The sequence below is a fragment of the Ruegeria sp. 6PALISEP08 genome (assembly GCF_001238295.1).
Taxonomy (GTDB): domain Bacteria; phylum Pseudomonadota; class Alphaproteobacteria; order Rhodobacterales; family Rhodobacteraceae; genus Ruegeria.
The window spans coordinates 194999-208229 of record NZ_LGXZ01000008.1; the positions used below are offsets into that span (position 1 = coordinate 194999).

Genomic DNA, 13231 nt, shown 5'->3' on the forward strand with positions numbered 1-13231 from the left:
AAGCAGACACTAGCTCGATTGGACTATGGGTAAGATTGGTTAATGGTCTCTTAACTCACACCTGAATGCGCTTGTTTGAACCCGATGGAACTGGGGTATCGCCCTTTTGTGCATCAATCAGGTTGCGCGGCCACGACACTTTGACGATGGCGCCTTTGCGGTCCGGGTCGTCGATCAGGTGTTGATAGGGGTCCGAGCCATTGGCGAATTCCAGTTCGGCTCCGCTGCGCTCCAGCAAGGTTTTGGCGATGAACAGGCCAAGGCCCATACCTTCGTATTCAGGGCGGGTTTTCTGATCCGTTTCCGCCCGCCTGCGCCGCATAAAGGGATCACCGATGCGTCCGATCATATGCGACGGATATCCACGCCCGTCGTCCATGATGCTGACGGTGATCCTGCTGTCGGTCCATTCGGCCTCGACCCAGACATTGGCCCGTGCAAAATCCACAGCGTTCTGGATCAGATTGCGCAACCCGTGAATGATTTCGGGTTTTCGCAGGATCGAAGGCTGCTGCACATCCCCGTCCTGAACCGGGCCTTCCGAAAAATGAACCTCTTTGCCACGTCCCACATGCGGTTCGGCGGCTTCGTTCACCACGGTCGACAGTGGCGCCTGCCGCAAATGCAGGTCATCTTTGCCGGCCCGTCCCATATCACGCAGAATATCGCGGCAGCGGTCGGCCTGCTCTCGGATCAGCGCGGCATCTTCTATCAGATCTGGGCGATCATTCAGTTCTTCGATCAATTCCGCGCTGGTCAGTTTTATGGTTGCCAAGGGAGTGCCCAACTCGTGCGCGGCGGCGGCAACAACGCCGCCCAGGTCGGTCAGCTTCTGTTCGCGCGCCAACGCCATATGAGTTGCAGCCAGTGCTTCGGACATGGACTGAACCTCAGAGCTGACGCGGTGGGAGTAGGCTCCGATAAAAACGATAGCGATGACGATTGCGGCCCAATTGCCGAACAGCAGAATATCCGGAATATCCAGAACCAGCCCCAGATTGGTGCGCAGCGGCAGGTGAAACTTGGCCAGCAACGTGGTCAGAACAATCGCCACAGCCCCAACGATCAGGGTCGACCGGGTGCTCATGACATTGGCAGAAATTGTAACCGGCCCCAACAGAAGCAGCGCAAACGGATTGTTCAAGCCCCCCGTCAGATACAGCAGTATCGACAGCTGCAGCAGATCAAACAGGACCATCAGGAAATTTTCAAACTCGGTCAGGCGCTTGTTCTGCGGGAACAACAAAATGGCCGTAAAATTGCTCATGACCGAAATGCCGATGGCCAGATAGCACAGGCCCAGATGCAGCTGCACGTCATAATATTGCTGGGCAACGGTGATGGCAGTGAACTGGCCGATGATGGCCACCCATCGCAACAGGATCAGGGTGCGCAGGCGAATCCAGCTGCTCCGTTCCTGGCCGCGCCAAAAAGTCTGATTGGATTCTGCCATTGGTTCTTTATGTCCTGTTGCAAAGGCTGATCATCTTGATAGGTGTCCCGGCCGAAGCGATCAACAACCCCCTTGCGACCGGAAAACTGAAATGACCCGTCTATACGCAATTCTTGCAGCTGTTGTACTGGTAATTGGCCTTGGGGCCATGTGGCTTCTGACGCGTGGTGGCGGCTCTGGCGATCAGTTCGCGCAGTGCCGGTCCAGCCAGATCGCCGGAGGAACCGCAACAATCGGCGGACCCTTTGAGCTGGTCAATGGCAAGGGTGAGACGGTCACTGACGCAGACGTGATCACTGAACCGACGCTGGTTTATTTCGGTTATACGTTCTGCCCCGATGTCTGCCCTTTCGACATGTCGCGCAACGCCGAGGCCGTCGATATTCTGGCTGAACGCGGGCAATCGGTGACGCCGCTGTTCATCTCAATTGATCCGGATCGCGACACGCCCGAAGTGATGGCCGACTATGCATTCAACCTCGGCGGCAAAACCATCGCGCTGACCGGCTCACCCGAGCAGGTGAAAGCAGCCAGCAAAGCCTACAAGACCTATTACAAGGCCCATGACAAAAGCGACGAGTTTTATTTGGTCGATCATTCCACCTTCACCTATCTGGTTACGCCCGAGCACGGTTTTCTTGAGTTTTTCAAGCGCGATGACACGGCCGAGCAGATGGCGGACAAGGTTGGGTGCTTTCTTGATCAGGCCGCATCGTGACAAGGTTGTTTGACCTTTGTTCCTGCGCTGCTATTACTCATACCCAAGCCAAAGGCATGAAATAACGGAAAGACCTAACATATGGCAGACAGTTCTCAGCTTGATATCGGCCCTGACAAGTCCCTGCTTTTGGTAGATGATGACGAGCCGTTTCTGAGACGTCTGGCCAAGGCGATGGAAAAGCGCGGATTCGAAGTTGAAACCGCCGGTTCCGTTGCCGCAGGCCGCGCCATTTCTACCGCCCGCCCGCCCGCTTACGCGGTTGTGGATTTGCGGCTGGAAGACGGCAACGGGTTGGATGTTGTCGAAGTGCTGCGGGAAAAGCGCCCCGACAGCCGGGTTGTTGTTCTGACCGGATATGGCGCGATTGCCACTGCCGTAGCGGCCGTCAAGATCGGTGCAACCGATTATCTGTCCAAACCCGCCGATGCCACCGACATCACCAATGCGCTGCTGGCCAAGGGCGACGAACTGCCGCCACCGCCGGAAAACCCCATGAGTGCGGATCGCGTGCGCTGGGAGCATATTCAGCGGGTCTACGAACTGTGTGACCGGAACGTGTCGGAGACCGCACGCCGGCTGAACATGCATCGCCGGACTTTGCAGCGTATTTTGGCGAAGCGTAGCCCGCGGTGACGAGTGGCGAATTGGTTTTAATCTGAACCAAGAGTCTTCTCTGAGGACACGGATTAAGTCTGCTTTGCGGGGCAAAGCGGATTTTCATATTCACCAACCTAATTTCCGCTTCATCTGCCGCTGGCAAATGCCTAAGCGCCGCAATCAAGCCTTGCTCCGAACCTTAGCTTGTGTAGTGTAGCGACGATGGTGACCTTCGAGAGGAGGTCTTAATTGGGAACCGGGTAAAAGCCCGGACTGCCCCCGCAACTGTAAGTAGTCATAGTTTTCAAGGCTACGAGTCAGGATACCAACCATCTTTACGCAACCGCCGGAATTTTCTGGCCCTTTTTCTGCGTCGGGTGGACGCGAAAGGAACTCTACTATGCATATCGAACCTGGCGTCGTTGACGCCGCGAAAATGGCCCTCGCCTATGGGACGGCTGCTGCCGCTGCGGGCTATTCCTTGAAAGTGATCAATGATGATCTCCAAACCCACTCCGTCGTCTCATTTGGCGTTCGGTCTGTCATTGCCGCTTTTGGGGTGTTCATCTTCTTTGAAATCTTGCCACACTTCGCCGTTGGCATCTCCGAAGTGCACATAATCCTTGGTACGACACTGTTTTTGCTACTTGGTTCCGGGCCTGCGGCCCTCGGTCTTGCAGGCGGTTTGGCGATCCAGGGTTTCCTTTTCGCCCCAACTGATTTGCCAATGTATTTTGTGAACATCTCCACTCTGCTGTTCCCGCTCTTTGCAGTGGACGCGCTGGCAAAGAAAGTTATTCCATCGACGACTGCATATGTCGATCTGCGGTACTTGGACGTACTAAAGATGTCAGCGGTCTATCAGGGTGGTGTTGTGGCTTGGGTGGCTTTCTGGGCGATTTACGGTCAAGGCTTCGGCAGCGAGAACCTTACGGCTGTAACCAGCTTTGGCGTGGCGTATCTGCTGGTCATTCTGATCGAACCGTTGGCCGATCTGGCAGCTCTGGCGGGCGCGAAAAGCTTGCGTGATCTGACCGACAAAGGCGTGTTCGCCAACCGTTTGCATAACGCAGCCACTTAGGCGTGAAATTGACGATCTGTGGTGCTCTTCGTGCCACAGATCACCCTAGACGGTATTGATGAAATCCCCTCGCAACATCGTCAACACAGTCAATCGTTACCCCGCATCATCTCGGTAGCTTTGGGTGCAATCCGGACATTGGTTGAAATTGGTTTTCTATAGAAAAGCTATCAACGCCGCATGTCGTTCCATATACGCCTCTCGCACCTTGACCGGCGGGCGCAGCGTAATCCTCAACCCCTCCATCACCGCCTTATCCGGGCGACCGAAGAACTTGGTCGCTTCTGGCTCAGAGAATCCCGCGATTTGGGTGGCCTCCATCCAGGCGCTGATCTTGTCGGCCTTCTTGATCTGTTGTTTGATCGTCTTCGGCACTTCAGCAGGCAACCCGAATCGGATATGGATCGCCGCCGCCAACCGGTCATCCAGTGCGCCATAGTCCGGGCCTACAGCGGATTTGACGGGTGAGATCATATCGCCGATCACATATTCCGGTGCGTCATGTAACAAGGCTGCCAATCGCCATTTAGCGGGGGCTTTGGAGGCAATGCGGCCAAAAATCTCTTCGACCAGCAGAGAATGTTCGGCTACGGAATAGGCGAATTCACCGTTTGTCTGCCCGTTCCAGCGGGCCACAAAGGCCAGCCCATGCGCGATATCTTCGATCTCGATATCGACCGGGGTTGGGTCCAACAGGTCCAGCCTGCGGCCTGACAGCATCCTCTGCCATGCTCGGGGTTGTGTTGCCATTTTGCCATGCCTTGTGAAGTCGAACACATTAAAATCGTATTTTTATGGTATGATCTACCTGTCAGGATCACTTGCTGCCAACGTTTTCTTGAGCATTCGTGCTTTGAAACAACATCATCCGATCCCGACATAAAAACCGAGGGGGGCACATGCTTCTCCCGGTGTGCTCCTCTCACAAGCGAAACGCGAAATGAAAGGAGTTTGTCATGTTCAAGCGTTTGTTCGCCCTTGCATTGACTTTTGGGATGGCTGCCACAGCCCCGCCCGCCTTTGCCAAGAATTGCGCAGAGCGCGACGATATCATCGCCAAATTGCAGGAAAACTACGCCGAGGAATTGGCCTTTGGCGGTCTGCAAAAAACGCGCGGCGCGCATTCGGTGATGGAGGTCTGGACCTCAAAAGAAACCGGCAGTTATACCGTACTGGTCACCAATGCGGACGGCATTAGTTGTATTGTTGCCGTCGGCACAGATTTTTTCGAAGCGATACCAAAAGTTAAAATTGAAGGCACCCCAAGCTGACAGCGGCCTATACCCTTCGATCTGAAGTCATCGACATTGCCACCTGCCCCAAGGAATGCTAGGGGCAGCCGGGACTGAGTTTAACCGGAAAAATGGAGCGCCTGATGGCCGGGGACTATATCGTTAAGGACATTTCACTGGCCGGGTTCGGTCGCAAGGAATTGGATATTGCTGAAACCGAAATGCCGGGCCTGATGTCCCTGCGTGCGGAATACGGCGAAAGCAAGCCTTTGTCTGGTGCGCGCATCGTTGGATCGCTGCACATGACAATCCAGACAGCTGTTCTGATCGAAACGCTGGTTGCGCTGGGCGCGGATGTGCGCTGGGCATCGTGCAACATCTTCTCGACCCAGGACCACGCGGCGGCAGCAATTGCCGAGGCTGGCATTCCTGTCTTCGCCATCAAAGGCCAGACGCTGGAAGAGCATTGGGATTATCTGGACAAATCCTTCCTGTTCGCAGACGGGCCAAACATGATCCTGGATGATGGCGGCGACGCGACGCTGTACATCCTGCTGGGTGCCCGCGCGGAAGCGGGCGAAGACATTATCCCTGTACCCGGGTCGGAAGAAGAAGAGGTGATCAAAAAGCAGATCGCCAAGCGTATGGCCGCGTCTCCGGGCTGGTTCACCAAGATGCGTGACCAGATTCAGGGCGTGTCCGAGGAAACAACTACTGGCGTGAACCGCCTGTATCAGCTGGTTAAGGACGGTCAACTGCCCTTCCCGGCGATCAACGTGAACGACAGCGTCACCAAGTCGAAATTCGACAACAAATACGGTTGTAAGGAATCGCTGGTCGATGGTATCCGCCGCGCCACCGACACCATGATGGCCGGTAAGGTTGCCGTGGTTTGCGGTTACGGCGATGTGGGCAAAGGTTCGGCCGCTTCGCTGCGCGGCGCGGGTGCCCGTGTGAAAGTCACCGAAGTTGACCCGATCTGCGCGCTGCAAGCCGCGATGGACGGGTTTGAAGTGACCCTGCTGGAAGATGAAATCGACAGCGCCGACATCTTCATCACCACCACCGGCAACAAGGACGTGATCCGCATCGAGCATATGCGTGCGATGAAGGACATGGCCATCGTCGGCAACATTGGTCACTTTGACAATGAAATCCAGGTCGCCAGCCTGAAGAACCACAAATGGACCAACATCAAGGAACAGGTGGACATGATCGAACTGCCCTCGGGCAACCGCATCATCCTGCTGTCCGAAGGCCGTCTGCTGAACCTCGGCAACGCCACCGGGCACCCCTCGTTCGTGATGTCGGCTTCGTTCACCAACCAGGTTCTGGCGCAAATCGAGCTGTTCACCAAGGGTGATCAGTACGAAAACGACGTCTACATCCTGCCCAAGCATCTGGATGAAAAAGTGGCCCGCCTGCATCTGGATCGCATCGGCGTAAAGCTGACCCAGATGGATGCAGATCAGGCCGCTTATATCGGTGTGAAGCCGGAAGGTCCGTACAAGCCGGAACATTACCGCTACTAAGCGCTGTAATACGATGACGCAGACCTCTGGACGCCGCCGATTTCTGTACTCGGCGGCGTCTTTCATTTTCAGGCTGGCGGTCGTGGCGATCCTGCTGGGCGGAGGAGGATGGTGGCTGTTGGCACATCCCAAGACGCCAGTGCCTATTCATTGGAATCCCTTGCGCGATCTGGAAATCAGCGCACCGGTGACGCCGGTCACAAAATGGCAGTTGAATCGCGCACTGGCGGATGAGGGGCAGTGCCGGGCTGCCTTGGCAGAGGCTGGTGTTCGATTCCCGGCGATGGAGGATCGGATCGTTGATCAGAACTGCGGCGTCAGCGGGCGGGGTTTGCTGTCGCAACTGGTCACGGCGCGTTTGCAGCCTGTTGAAACTAGCTGCGCCACCACCTTGCGTCTGGCCATGTGGGAAAACCACGTGGTGCAACCCGCCGCGCGGGATCATCTTGGGGCTGAAATTGCCCGAATACGCCACATTGGCAGTTACAATTGTCGTCGCATGCGCACTGCGCAAGGCGAAAATAGTGGGTGGAGCAGCCACGCCCGCGCAGACTCGATTGATATCGTTGGGCTGGATACCACTGACGGTCGGACGCTTACCTTGCTGGCTGACTGGCAGGGCAACGACCCAGAGGCCGCGTTTCTGCGACAGATCTGGTATGGTGCCTGCGATTGGTTTCGTGTGGTACTTGGCCCTGATTTCAACCGTTTGCACGCCGACCACTTCCACCTGCAAGGCCCCGGTTGGGGGTATTGCCGATAGACCCATCCGCCCGTTTCCGCCTGGTTCTGACTAGGGGGGAGGAATTGCAGTTTTTTTTCCTTTTGGAAAACACTCGGGCGCGGCTAGTCTTCCGGCCATCGGTGAAAAGGACCGGATTAACGCATTAAGGAGATTGGGACATGGGCAAGCGCGACGAGTTGATCGCCAAATATGCAGAAGACCTGAAGGACAAGTGTGGGATGGACCCCGATGTGGACCTGTTGACCAAGGTCACGATCGGTTGCGGTCCGGCGATCTATGACGCAGATGCGGCAACTGTTGCAGCCAGCCAGGAGTCCGAACTGGAAACCGTCAAGAACAACTTCCTGATCAAGAAGCTGGGCCTTACCGATGGTCCGGAACTGATGGAGGGGATCAACAAAGCCATGGAAACCTATGGCATGTCCGAACGTAACAAATACCGGGCTGTGGTCTATTACATGCTGACCAAGCACTTCGGCAAAGAAGCCGTCTACGGTTAATTTTTTGGTGAATTTATGCAGCGCCCGTCGATCCAACGGCGGGCGCTTCGTATTTGAATTGCAATTTAAGCACTTGATGTTTGAATCACCGACTGCGGTCAGGCTAAGTTCAAACTGTGACCAGGACGGTCAGAACCAGACATTTCCATACGCGTGTGGTGAGTAGGGAGCACGCGGGGGTAGGGAAGGTTCTGCATCGTCAGAGTCTTCCCTCATTCGTTATCTAAGCTCGTTCAGCAGGCGTTCTATGAAGGTTTCAATGCCGGTTGGCTGTTGCTGCGCAGTACGGTTTGCACCTCCGCCTGAACCAGCAAGGTACACCTCGATCCGACCCGGGCGGGTTTTGCTGCCCGATGCTGTGAAATCCCGCGCAACACCACCAAGCGCTTGGGCCGCAAGGCTGGCATTCTCAGCGTCATCGGGGTGATAAAAGCGGACCTGAGTTTCTCTGACCCGATACCCTACACGTGCCGTCGCAACCACGTTTGCTTGGCTACGGGTCAATAGTTCAAGCACCCGATTGCTAACGTCCTCCGAGACCCTGCCTGGCACGAACAAGGACACATCCAAGTCTATAAAAGACTTCTGCGATATCAGTGGCTTAACTTCAGCATAAGGTGGGGCTGCCGACACTGTGACTTCATGAGGCAGGGGGTCGAACACCACATGGGTTTTGTTTGAAAAATCTTTTTCTTTCAGGTGGTTGGGATTGAGAATCTGTGGCGCAACAGAGGTTGAAAGTGACACCTGCGTAATTTGCGGGGTAAAATCCTCTGAAACCGGTGCAAGAGACACCGGCAAGAATACCACGGGCGGGGTGAAGGATATCGCAATCTCTTTATCTGGCGGATCTTCAGTATCGTCGGCAAGAGCCTTGGTTTTTGTCTCGAGCAGCGTCTTTGGGGCCGGGTCTTTCGGCTCAGATTCAGTAGGGCCTTTTGGCAGTAGGGCAGCGGACGCAATTTCAGGCAAAACAACATCATTCGTTTCGGTTGGACCGACGGAGCCTTTCGTTTGTGCCACGGAAGGTTCGGATGTGGCCTGCCAGGTAGCGAACACCTGTGTTGCAACCCAATGCAAGAAAGCCCCACAAAACAAAGCTGCCACGACAGCCACGACCCGGGAACGTGAGGTTCGTTTGCCGCGTGGCTCATCCAAGTTAAGCGAACGCACGCGTTCAGACACGATCTCATCGATCTCTGCCTCGTCTGCCGGAGGAAGCAGATCGATCTCAGCCGGTTTCAAGCGCGGTGGTTCACGCGCATCGGGCTTTGCTTCAGCAAGCACACCGGCACGCTTTTCGCGCGCCTCTTTCAGGCGCGTTTCCCAGGTTTTCGAGTGCGTCGCAGCAATGGCGTCTTCTATTATCCCATTGCCGCCTTCATCGTCAGACATGGGGTTACACTTTCAAAGAAACCGAATCTAAATCGAACACCACCAAGCGTCTGCGATTGAATTATCCGCAGATGACACGCCCCCACTCGGCGAAGCCCAAGGAAATATAACATTTTGCCAGACGTTTGAGAAGTTTTACGCCCGACACAGCTGCGCAGGTCAATCAGGCTGCGTGTCGCCCAGGGCGCAAATCACCTTCCATTCGTCTTCAGTCACGGGCTGCACCGACAAGCGCGAGTTCTTGACCAACACCATCTCGGCCAGACGCTCGTCCGCTTTGATCTGGTCCAACGTCACCGGTTTGGCAAAGGGCCGCACCGCCTTGATATCCACACATTCCCATCGCTCATCTTCGGTGGTGCTGTCAGGATGGGCTTCGGCGCAAACCTCGACGATGCCCACCACCGATTTGTCTTTTTGCGAATGGTAGAAGAAACCCCAATCACCTACTGCCATCTGACGCATGAAGTTGCGCGCCTGGTAGTTGCGCACGCCGTCCCATTCTTCGCCTGCGTCCCCTTTGGCGGTTTGCTGACCCCAGCTCCAGGTTGAAGGTTCTGATTTGAACAGCCAATACGCCATCAGCCGATCACTTTCTTCCATGGAATCAACTCAACCGACTGGAACAACCCCGCCTTGGCATAAGGGTCGTTGTCGGCCCATTTTTGTGCAGCGGCCGAATCTTCGACGTCCAGTATGATCAACGAACCGATCATGGCATCGCCATCCAGCAGGGGACCTGCCTGCGCCACGATACCGGTTTCTTCGATATAGCCCAGATGGGCAGTACGGTTGTCCAGCCGGGTTTGCAGGGCGCCGGGTTTGTCTTTGGCAATGAGAGCGATCAGCATGTTATTCCTCCTTTAGGGGGCGATTGAGCAGGGTTTGAATGGCCTCGGACACACTGTATGCACCGCGGCTCAGGTCCGCCACTGTCGTACTTATGGGCATGTCCAACCCTTCTTTGGTGGCGATGTCTGACATGGCGCGGGCAGTTGCGACACCTTCAACCGTCGTCCGGCTGTCAAAACTCTGATTTAGACCCAAACTCCGGCCAAACCGGTAATTTCGGGACAGATCGGACGAGCAGGTCAGCACCAGATCGCCCAGCCCAGAAAGACCCATCAGAGTATCCGGGCGGGCACCACGTGCCACGGCGAAACGCTGCATCTCGACGAATCCGCGCGTCAGCAAAGCCGCCCGTGCACTGTCACCCAAACCGGCGCCCATCGTAGCGCCACATGCGATGGCCATGACGTTCTTCAACGCCCCGCCCAACTCGGCCCCAACCGTGTCGGTCGTGCGATAGAGGCGGAGATTTGTCGTTGTCAGCTCGGCTTGCAGTGCCTTGCCGATCTGGGCATCTGCGCAGGCCAGAGTCAGTGCAGTCGGCAGGCCGCGTGCGATGTCGTCTGCAAAGCTGGGCCCTGTCAGCAGCGCGACATTGGCAGTCGGCACAACGCTTTCAATCACCGCAATCGGACCGAGGCCCGAGGTCAGTTCGATCCCCTTGCAGCAGGCAACCAGTGTTTTGCCCTCCAGCAAGGGAGCATGATCTGTCAAAGCCTGCCGTAGTTTCTGCATGGGCACAGCCAGAAGAAGCGTATCTGCGGTGCACGCTTCTTGGGTGTCCGCTGTTGCGGTAATGTTTGGCGGCAAGGTTACACCGGGCAGGCGAGCCTCGTTTCTTCGCGTCTTTTGCATTTGTCGCGCCTGATCCGCGTCCCGCGCCCACAGTGTTACCGGCCCGTTGCCAGCCAATGAGATCGCCAGTGCGGTTCCGAATGCGCCAGAACCCAGGACAGAAATGCTCATGCCTTGGCTCCTTTCTTGCCGCTGCCCAGCATTGCCGGGCTGCGCTGATCCAGTGGCCACCGGGGACGTGCGGTCAGGTCCAGGCCGTCGCGAGAGCCGTTGCGAAATCGCTCGAGCCCCGCATAGGCGATCATGGCGGCGTTGTCCGTGCACAGTGGCAACGGAGGAGCTGTGAACTGCGTACCTTTTTCAGCACAAACAGTCTCTAATGCGGATCGAATAGCCGAATTTGCAGCGACACCTCCGGCAACAGCGATGACGGGAACAGAGGGGTTGAGGTCCAGATACAGATCAATTGCGCGTCGGGTTTTCTCGGCCAAAGTGTCCACAATCGCCTGTTGGAACCCGGCACACAGATCCGCGCGGTCCTGACGGGTTAGGCCGCCCTTTTCGGCAACGATCTGATCGCGCATTCGCATCAAGGCTGTTTTCAGTCCCGAGAAGGACAGATCGCAGCCGGGCCTGTCCAGCAGCGGCCGTGGAAAGCGAAAGCGTTTGGGATCACCTGCACGGGCCTCGGCTTCAACCGACGGGCCGCCGGGTTGCCGCAGGCCCAGCAGGCGCGCGGTTTTGTCGAAGGCTTCACCGGGTGCATCGTCGATGGTGCCACCAAGGCGGGTGAATCGTTCTGGCCCGTGGGCGATCAGGTACTGACAGTGGCCGCCCGACACCAGAAGCATCAGGTAGGGAAAGCTGATCCCGTCGGTCAGGCGCGGTGTCAGCGCGTGACCTGCAAGGTGATTGACGCCGATCAGAGGCAATCCGGTGGCCGCGCTCAGCCCTTTCGCACACATGACGCCGGACAGGACACCGCCGATCAGTCCCGGACCTGCGGTGACGGCAATGGCGTCGATATCGCGCAGTTCAAGGCGAGCGGCCTCCAGCGCTTGGATAACGCAGGTGTCCAGTTTTTCCGCGTGTGCCCGCGCGGCAATTTCGGGCACAACACCACCATAGGCGCTGTGCAGATCGGTTTGGCCATGCACCACCGACGACAGGATTTCAGCACCCGCACCTTCGGTTTGGCGCACAACGGCAGCAGCCGTGTCATCACAACTGCTTTCCAATCCCAGCACGGTAAGTGTTTGCACCATCACCCTGATCCGTTGCATCATGTTAATAACGGCGGGGTATCACCCTGCGCGGATGCAAACAATCCTCAAGGGCCAAGGCGCCAAACGTTGTATTTGTTGATGACCCGCCCGCGTGCAGCCTCAAAACGGTTCGTCACGCAGTTGCCAACCCGCCTCAGATCCCGGGTTCAGGTCATCTATTCCCCGATACTCGAAATCCGGCCACTGCCTGCTGCGGTTGATACAGACAGGGTGCAGGGTTTGATTTTCACCTCGGCCAATGCGGTGAACGCGGCGGCTTCAAAGGGTATCGACCGCACTTTGCCTGCTTATTGTGTCGGCCCGGCGACGACCGGGACGGCCAAAGGATATGGCTGGCAGGCTGAGATGGCAGGGACCACAGCCGAAGAGCTTGTAGCGCATCTGCTTAAGCATCGGCCCCAAAGCCCTTTGTTGCATTTGCGGGGTGAACATACGCGGGGCAACATCGCTGGTCGCCTGACCGAATCCGGCCTGACGGTACGCGAACAGCCGGTTTATCAACAGCTTCTGTTGCCGCTAACATCCGAGGTGACCCAAGCCGCAAACGGAAATTTGCCGGTAATCGCCCCGCTTTTTTCACCGCGAACGGCGCGACATTTTGCCGATATCTGGTCGGGCTCAGCACCGCTTTGGTTGGCTGCTATCAGTCAGGCGACGGCTGAACCCCTTTATTCCTTGGACTATGCGCGCCTGAAGATCGCAAAAGAGCCGACACCCAAGAAAATGCGTAAGGCTGTTAAAAAGCTTGTGAAACATGTGTTGCGGGTTGAGGGCGGCGAGGTCCCCGATTAACTTAACCTGGGCTGTTATTCATCTGAATTTGGATTCGATAAGGGGAATATTGCGGTGGCTGGTAAGAAGAAATCCGATGAAAAGCCGGTGGAAGACCCCAAGGCGGACGTTGCTGAATCCGAATTGCAGCAGGACGATACACCTGTTGACCAAAGTGAACCTGTAGCGGAGGACCTTTCCGAAGCCGAAGCCGAAGCCGAAGCCGAAGCCGAAGCCGAAGCCGAAGCCGAAGCCGAAGCCGAAGCCGAAGCCG

At 56.5% G+C, this 13231-nt stretch carries 15 protein-coding genes, 1 pseudogene and 1 riboswitch; of the genes and pseudogenes, 9 read left to right on the plus strand and 7 right to left on the minus strand.

Features of this window, described 5'->3' with window-relative positions:
• Positions 1 to 55: 55 nt before the first annotated feature.
• Positions 56 to 1453, minus strand: a complete 1398-nt coding sequence (gene regB, locus ALB80_RS13890; protein ID WP_050604674.1) for a sensor histidine kinase RegB — start codon at positions 1451 to 1453, stop codon at positions 56 to 58.
• A gap of 91 nt (positions 1454 to 1544) precedes the next feature.
• Between regB and ALB80_RS13895 the strand changes: the two genes are divergently transcribed.
• The 3 genes from ALB80_RS13895 (at position 1545) to ALB80_RS13905 (ending at position 3852) form a co-directional block, all read left to right on the plus strand.
• Positions 1545 to 2171 (plus strand): SCO family protein, encoded by a 627-nt coding sequence (locus ALB80_RS13895; RefSeq protein ID WP_050604675.1) that lies wholly within the window; start codon positions 1545 to 1547, stop codon positions 2169 to 2171.
• Positions 2172 to 2252: 81 nt separating this feature from the next.
• The gene (locus ALB80_RS13900; protein ID WP_050604676.1) at positions 2253 to 2807 is read left to right on the plus strand and encodes an ActR/PrrA/RegA family redox response regulator transcription factor; all 555 of its coding nucleotides are present in this window, start codon (positions 2253 to 2255) and stop codon (positions 2805 to 2807) included.
• A gap of 170 nt (positions 2808 to 2977) precedes the next feature.
• Positions 2978 to 3120, plus strand: a riboswitch (cobalamin riboswitch).
• 51 nt (positions 3121 to 3171) lie between these two features.
• A complete protein-coding gene (locus ALB80_RS13905) occupies positions 3172 to 3852 on the plus strand; it encodes an energy-coupling factor ABC transporter permease (protein ID WP_050604677.1) in 681 nt (226 codons plus the stop codon).
• Between the two features lie 156 nt (positions 3853 to 4008).
• Here the strand turns inward: ALB80_RS13905 and ALB80_RS13910 are convergent, their stop codons facing one another.
• Positions 4009 to 4602 carry an HD domain-containing protein gene (locus ALB80_RS13910; RefSeq protein ID WP_050604678.1) on the minus strand — a complete coding sequence of 198 codons (594 nt, stop codon included), beginning with the start codon at positions 4600 to 4602 and terminating at the stop codon, positions 4009 to 4011.
• 206 nt (positions 4603 to 4808) lie between these two features.
• On the opposite strand from ALB80_RS13910, the gene ALB80_RS13915 reads away from it, so the two are divergent.
• From ALB80_RS13915 to ALB80_RS13930, 4 genes are all read left to right on the plus strand, one after another.
• A complete protein-coding gene (locus ALB80_RS13915) occupies positions 4809 to 5123 on the plus strand; it encodes a hypothetical protein (RefSeq protein ID WP_050604679.1) in 315 nt (104 codons plus the stop codon).
• 104 nt (positions 5124 to 5227) lie between these two features.
• Positions 5228 to 6616: an adenosylhomocysteinase gene (gene ahcY, locus ALB80_RS13920; RefSeq protein WP_050604703.1), complete on the plus strand. Its 1389-nt coding sequence runs from the start codon at positions 5228 to 5230 to the stop codon at positions 6614 to 6616.
• Between the two features lie 13 nt (positions 6617 to 6629).
• A complete protein-coding gene (locus tag ALB80_RS13925) occupies positions 6630 to 7379 on the plus strand; it encodes an extensin family protein (protein ID WP_050604680.1) in 750 nt (249 codons plus the stop codon).
• Positions 7380 to 7519: 140 nt separating this feature from the next.
• The gene (locus ALB80_RS13930) at positions 7520 to 7861 is read left to right on the plus strand and encodes a DUF2853 family protein (RefSeq protein ID WP_050604681.1); all 342 of its coding nucleotides are present in this window, start codon (positions 7520 to 7522) and stop codon (positions 7859 to 7861) included.
• Between the two features lie 219 nt (positions 7862 to 8080).
• Here ALB80_RS13930 and ALB80_RS13935 read toward each other — a convergent pair whose 3' ends face one another.
• From ALB80_RS13935 to tsaD, 5 genes are all read right to left on the minus strand, one after another.
• A complete protein-coding gene (locus ALB80_RS13935; RefSeq protein WP_050604682.1) occupies positions 8081 to 9256 on the minus strand; it encodes a hypothetical protein in 1176 nt (391 codons plus the stop codon).
• A 159-nt stretch (positions 9257 to 9415) separates the two neighbouring features.
• Positions 9416 to 9838, minus strand: a complete 423-nt coding sequence (locus ALB80_RS13940; protein ID WP_050604683.1) for an EVE domain-containing protein — start codon at positions 9836 to 9838, stop codon at positions 9416 to 9418.
• Positions 9838 to 10107, minus strand: coding sequence for a YciI family protein (locus tag ALB80_RS13945; RefSeq protein WP_050604684.1), 270 nt, complete (start codon positions 10105 to 10107; stop codon positions 9838 to 9840). The genes ALB80_RS13940 and ALB80_RS13945 overlap by 1 nt, the downstream gene beginning before the upstream one ends.
• A gap of 1 nt (position 10108) precedes the next feature.
• Positions 10109 to 11071, minus strand: coding sequence for an NAD(P)H-dependent glycerol-3-phosphate dehydrogenase (locus tag ALB80_RS13950; RefSeq protein ID WP_050604685.1), 963 nt, complete (start codon positions 11069 to 11071; stop codon positions 10109 to 10111).
• On the minus strand, positions 11068 to 12165 hold the full coding sequence (gene tsaD / locus ALB80_RS13955; protein ID WP_050604704.1) for a tRNA (adenosine(37)-N6)-threonylcarbamoyltransferase complex transferase subunit TsaD: 1098 nt from the start codon (positions 12163 to 12165) through the stop codon (positions 11068 to 11070). The genes ALB80_RS13950 and tsaD overlap by 4 nt, the downstream gene beginning before the upstream one ends.
• Positions 12166 to 12264: 99 nt before the next feature.
• On the opposite strand from tsaD, the gene ALB80_RS13960 reads away from it, so the two are divergent.
• Together ALB80_RS13960 and ALB80_RS22415 are read left to right on the plus strand one after the other, a co-directional pair.
• Entirely contained in the window at positions 12265 to 12978 is a 714-nt protein-coding gene (locus ALB80_RS13960; RefSeq protein ID WP_050604686.1) for a uroporphyrinogen-III synthase, read from the plus strand.
• 54 nt (positions 12979 to 13032) lie between these two features.
• Positions 13033 to 13231: pseudogene (locus ALB80_RS22415) on the plus strand (hypothetical protein); the annotation flags it as partial.

Coding starts and splice junctions, on each gene's coding strand:
- regB (WP_050604674.1), bottom strand. CDS start 1,453: ATGGCAGAATCCAATCAGACTTTTTGGCGCGGCCAGGAACGGAGCAGC.
- ALB80_RS13895 (WP_050604675.1), top strand. CDS start 1,545: ATGACCCGTCTATACGCAATTCTTGCAGCTGTTGTACTGGTAATTGGC.
- ALB80_RS13900 (WP_050604676.1), top strand. CDS start 2,253: ATGGCAGACAGTTCTCAGCTTGATATCGGCCCTGACAAGTCCCTGCTT.
- ALB80_RS13905 (WP_050604677.1), top strand. CDS start 3,172: ATGCATATCGAACCTGGCGTCGTTGACGCCGCGAAAATGGCCCTCGCC.
- ALB80_RS13910 (WP_050604678.1), bottom strand. CDS start 4,602: ATGGCAACACAACCCCGAGCATGGCAGAGGATGCTGTCAGGCCGCAGG.
- ALB80_RS13915 (WP_050604679.1), top strand. CDS start 4,809: ATGTTCAAGCGTTTGTTCGCCCTTGCATTGACTTTTGGGATGGCTGCC.
- ahcY (WP_050604703.1), top strand. CDS start 5,228: ATGGCCGGGGACTATATCGTTAAGGACATTTCACTGGCCGGGTTCGGT.
- ALB80_RS13925 (WP_050604680.1), top strand. CDS start 6,630: ATGACGCAGACCTCTGGACGCCGCCGATTTCTGTACTCGGCGGCGTCT.
- ALB80_RS13930 (WP_050604681.1), top strand. CDS start 7,520: ATGGGCAAGCGCGACGAGTTGATCGCCAAATATGCAGAAGACCTGAAG.
- ALB80_RS13935 (WP_050604682.1), bottom strand. CDS start 9,256: ATGTCTGACGATGAAGGCGGCAATGGGATAATAGAAGACGCCATTGCT.
- ALB80_RS13940 (WP_050604683.1), bottom strand. CDS start 9,838: ATGGCGTATTGGCTGTTCAAATCAGAACCTTCAACCTGGAGCTGGGGT.
- ALB80_RS13945 (WP_050604684.1), bottom strand. CDS start 10,107: ATGCTGATCGCTCTCATTGCCAAAGACAAACCCGGCGCCCTGCAAACC.
- ALB80_RS13950 (WP_050604685.1), bottom strand. CDS start 11,071: ATGAGCATTTCTGTCCTGGGTTCTGGCGCATTCGGAACCGCACTGGCG.
- tsaD (WP_050604704.1), bottom strand. CDS start 12,165: ATGGTGCAAACACTTACCGTGCTGGGATTGGAAAGCAGTTGTGATGAC.
- ALB80_RS13960 (WP_050604686.1), top strand. CDS start 12,265: ATGACCCGCCCGCGTGCAGCCTCAAAACGGTTCGTCACGCAGTTGCCA.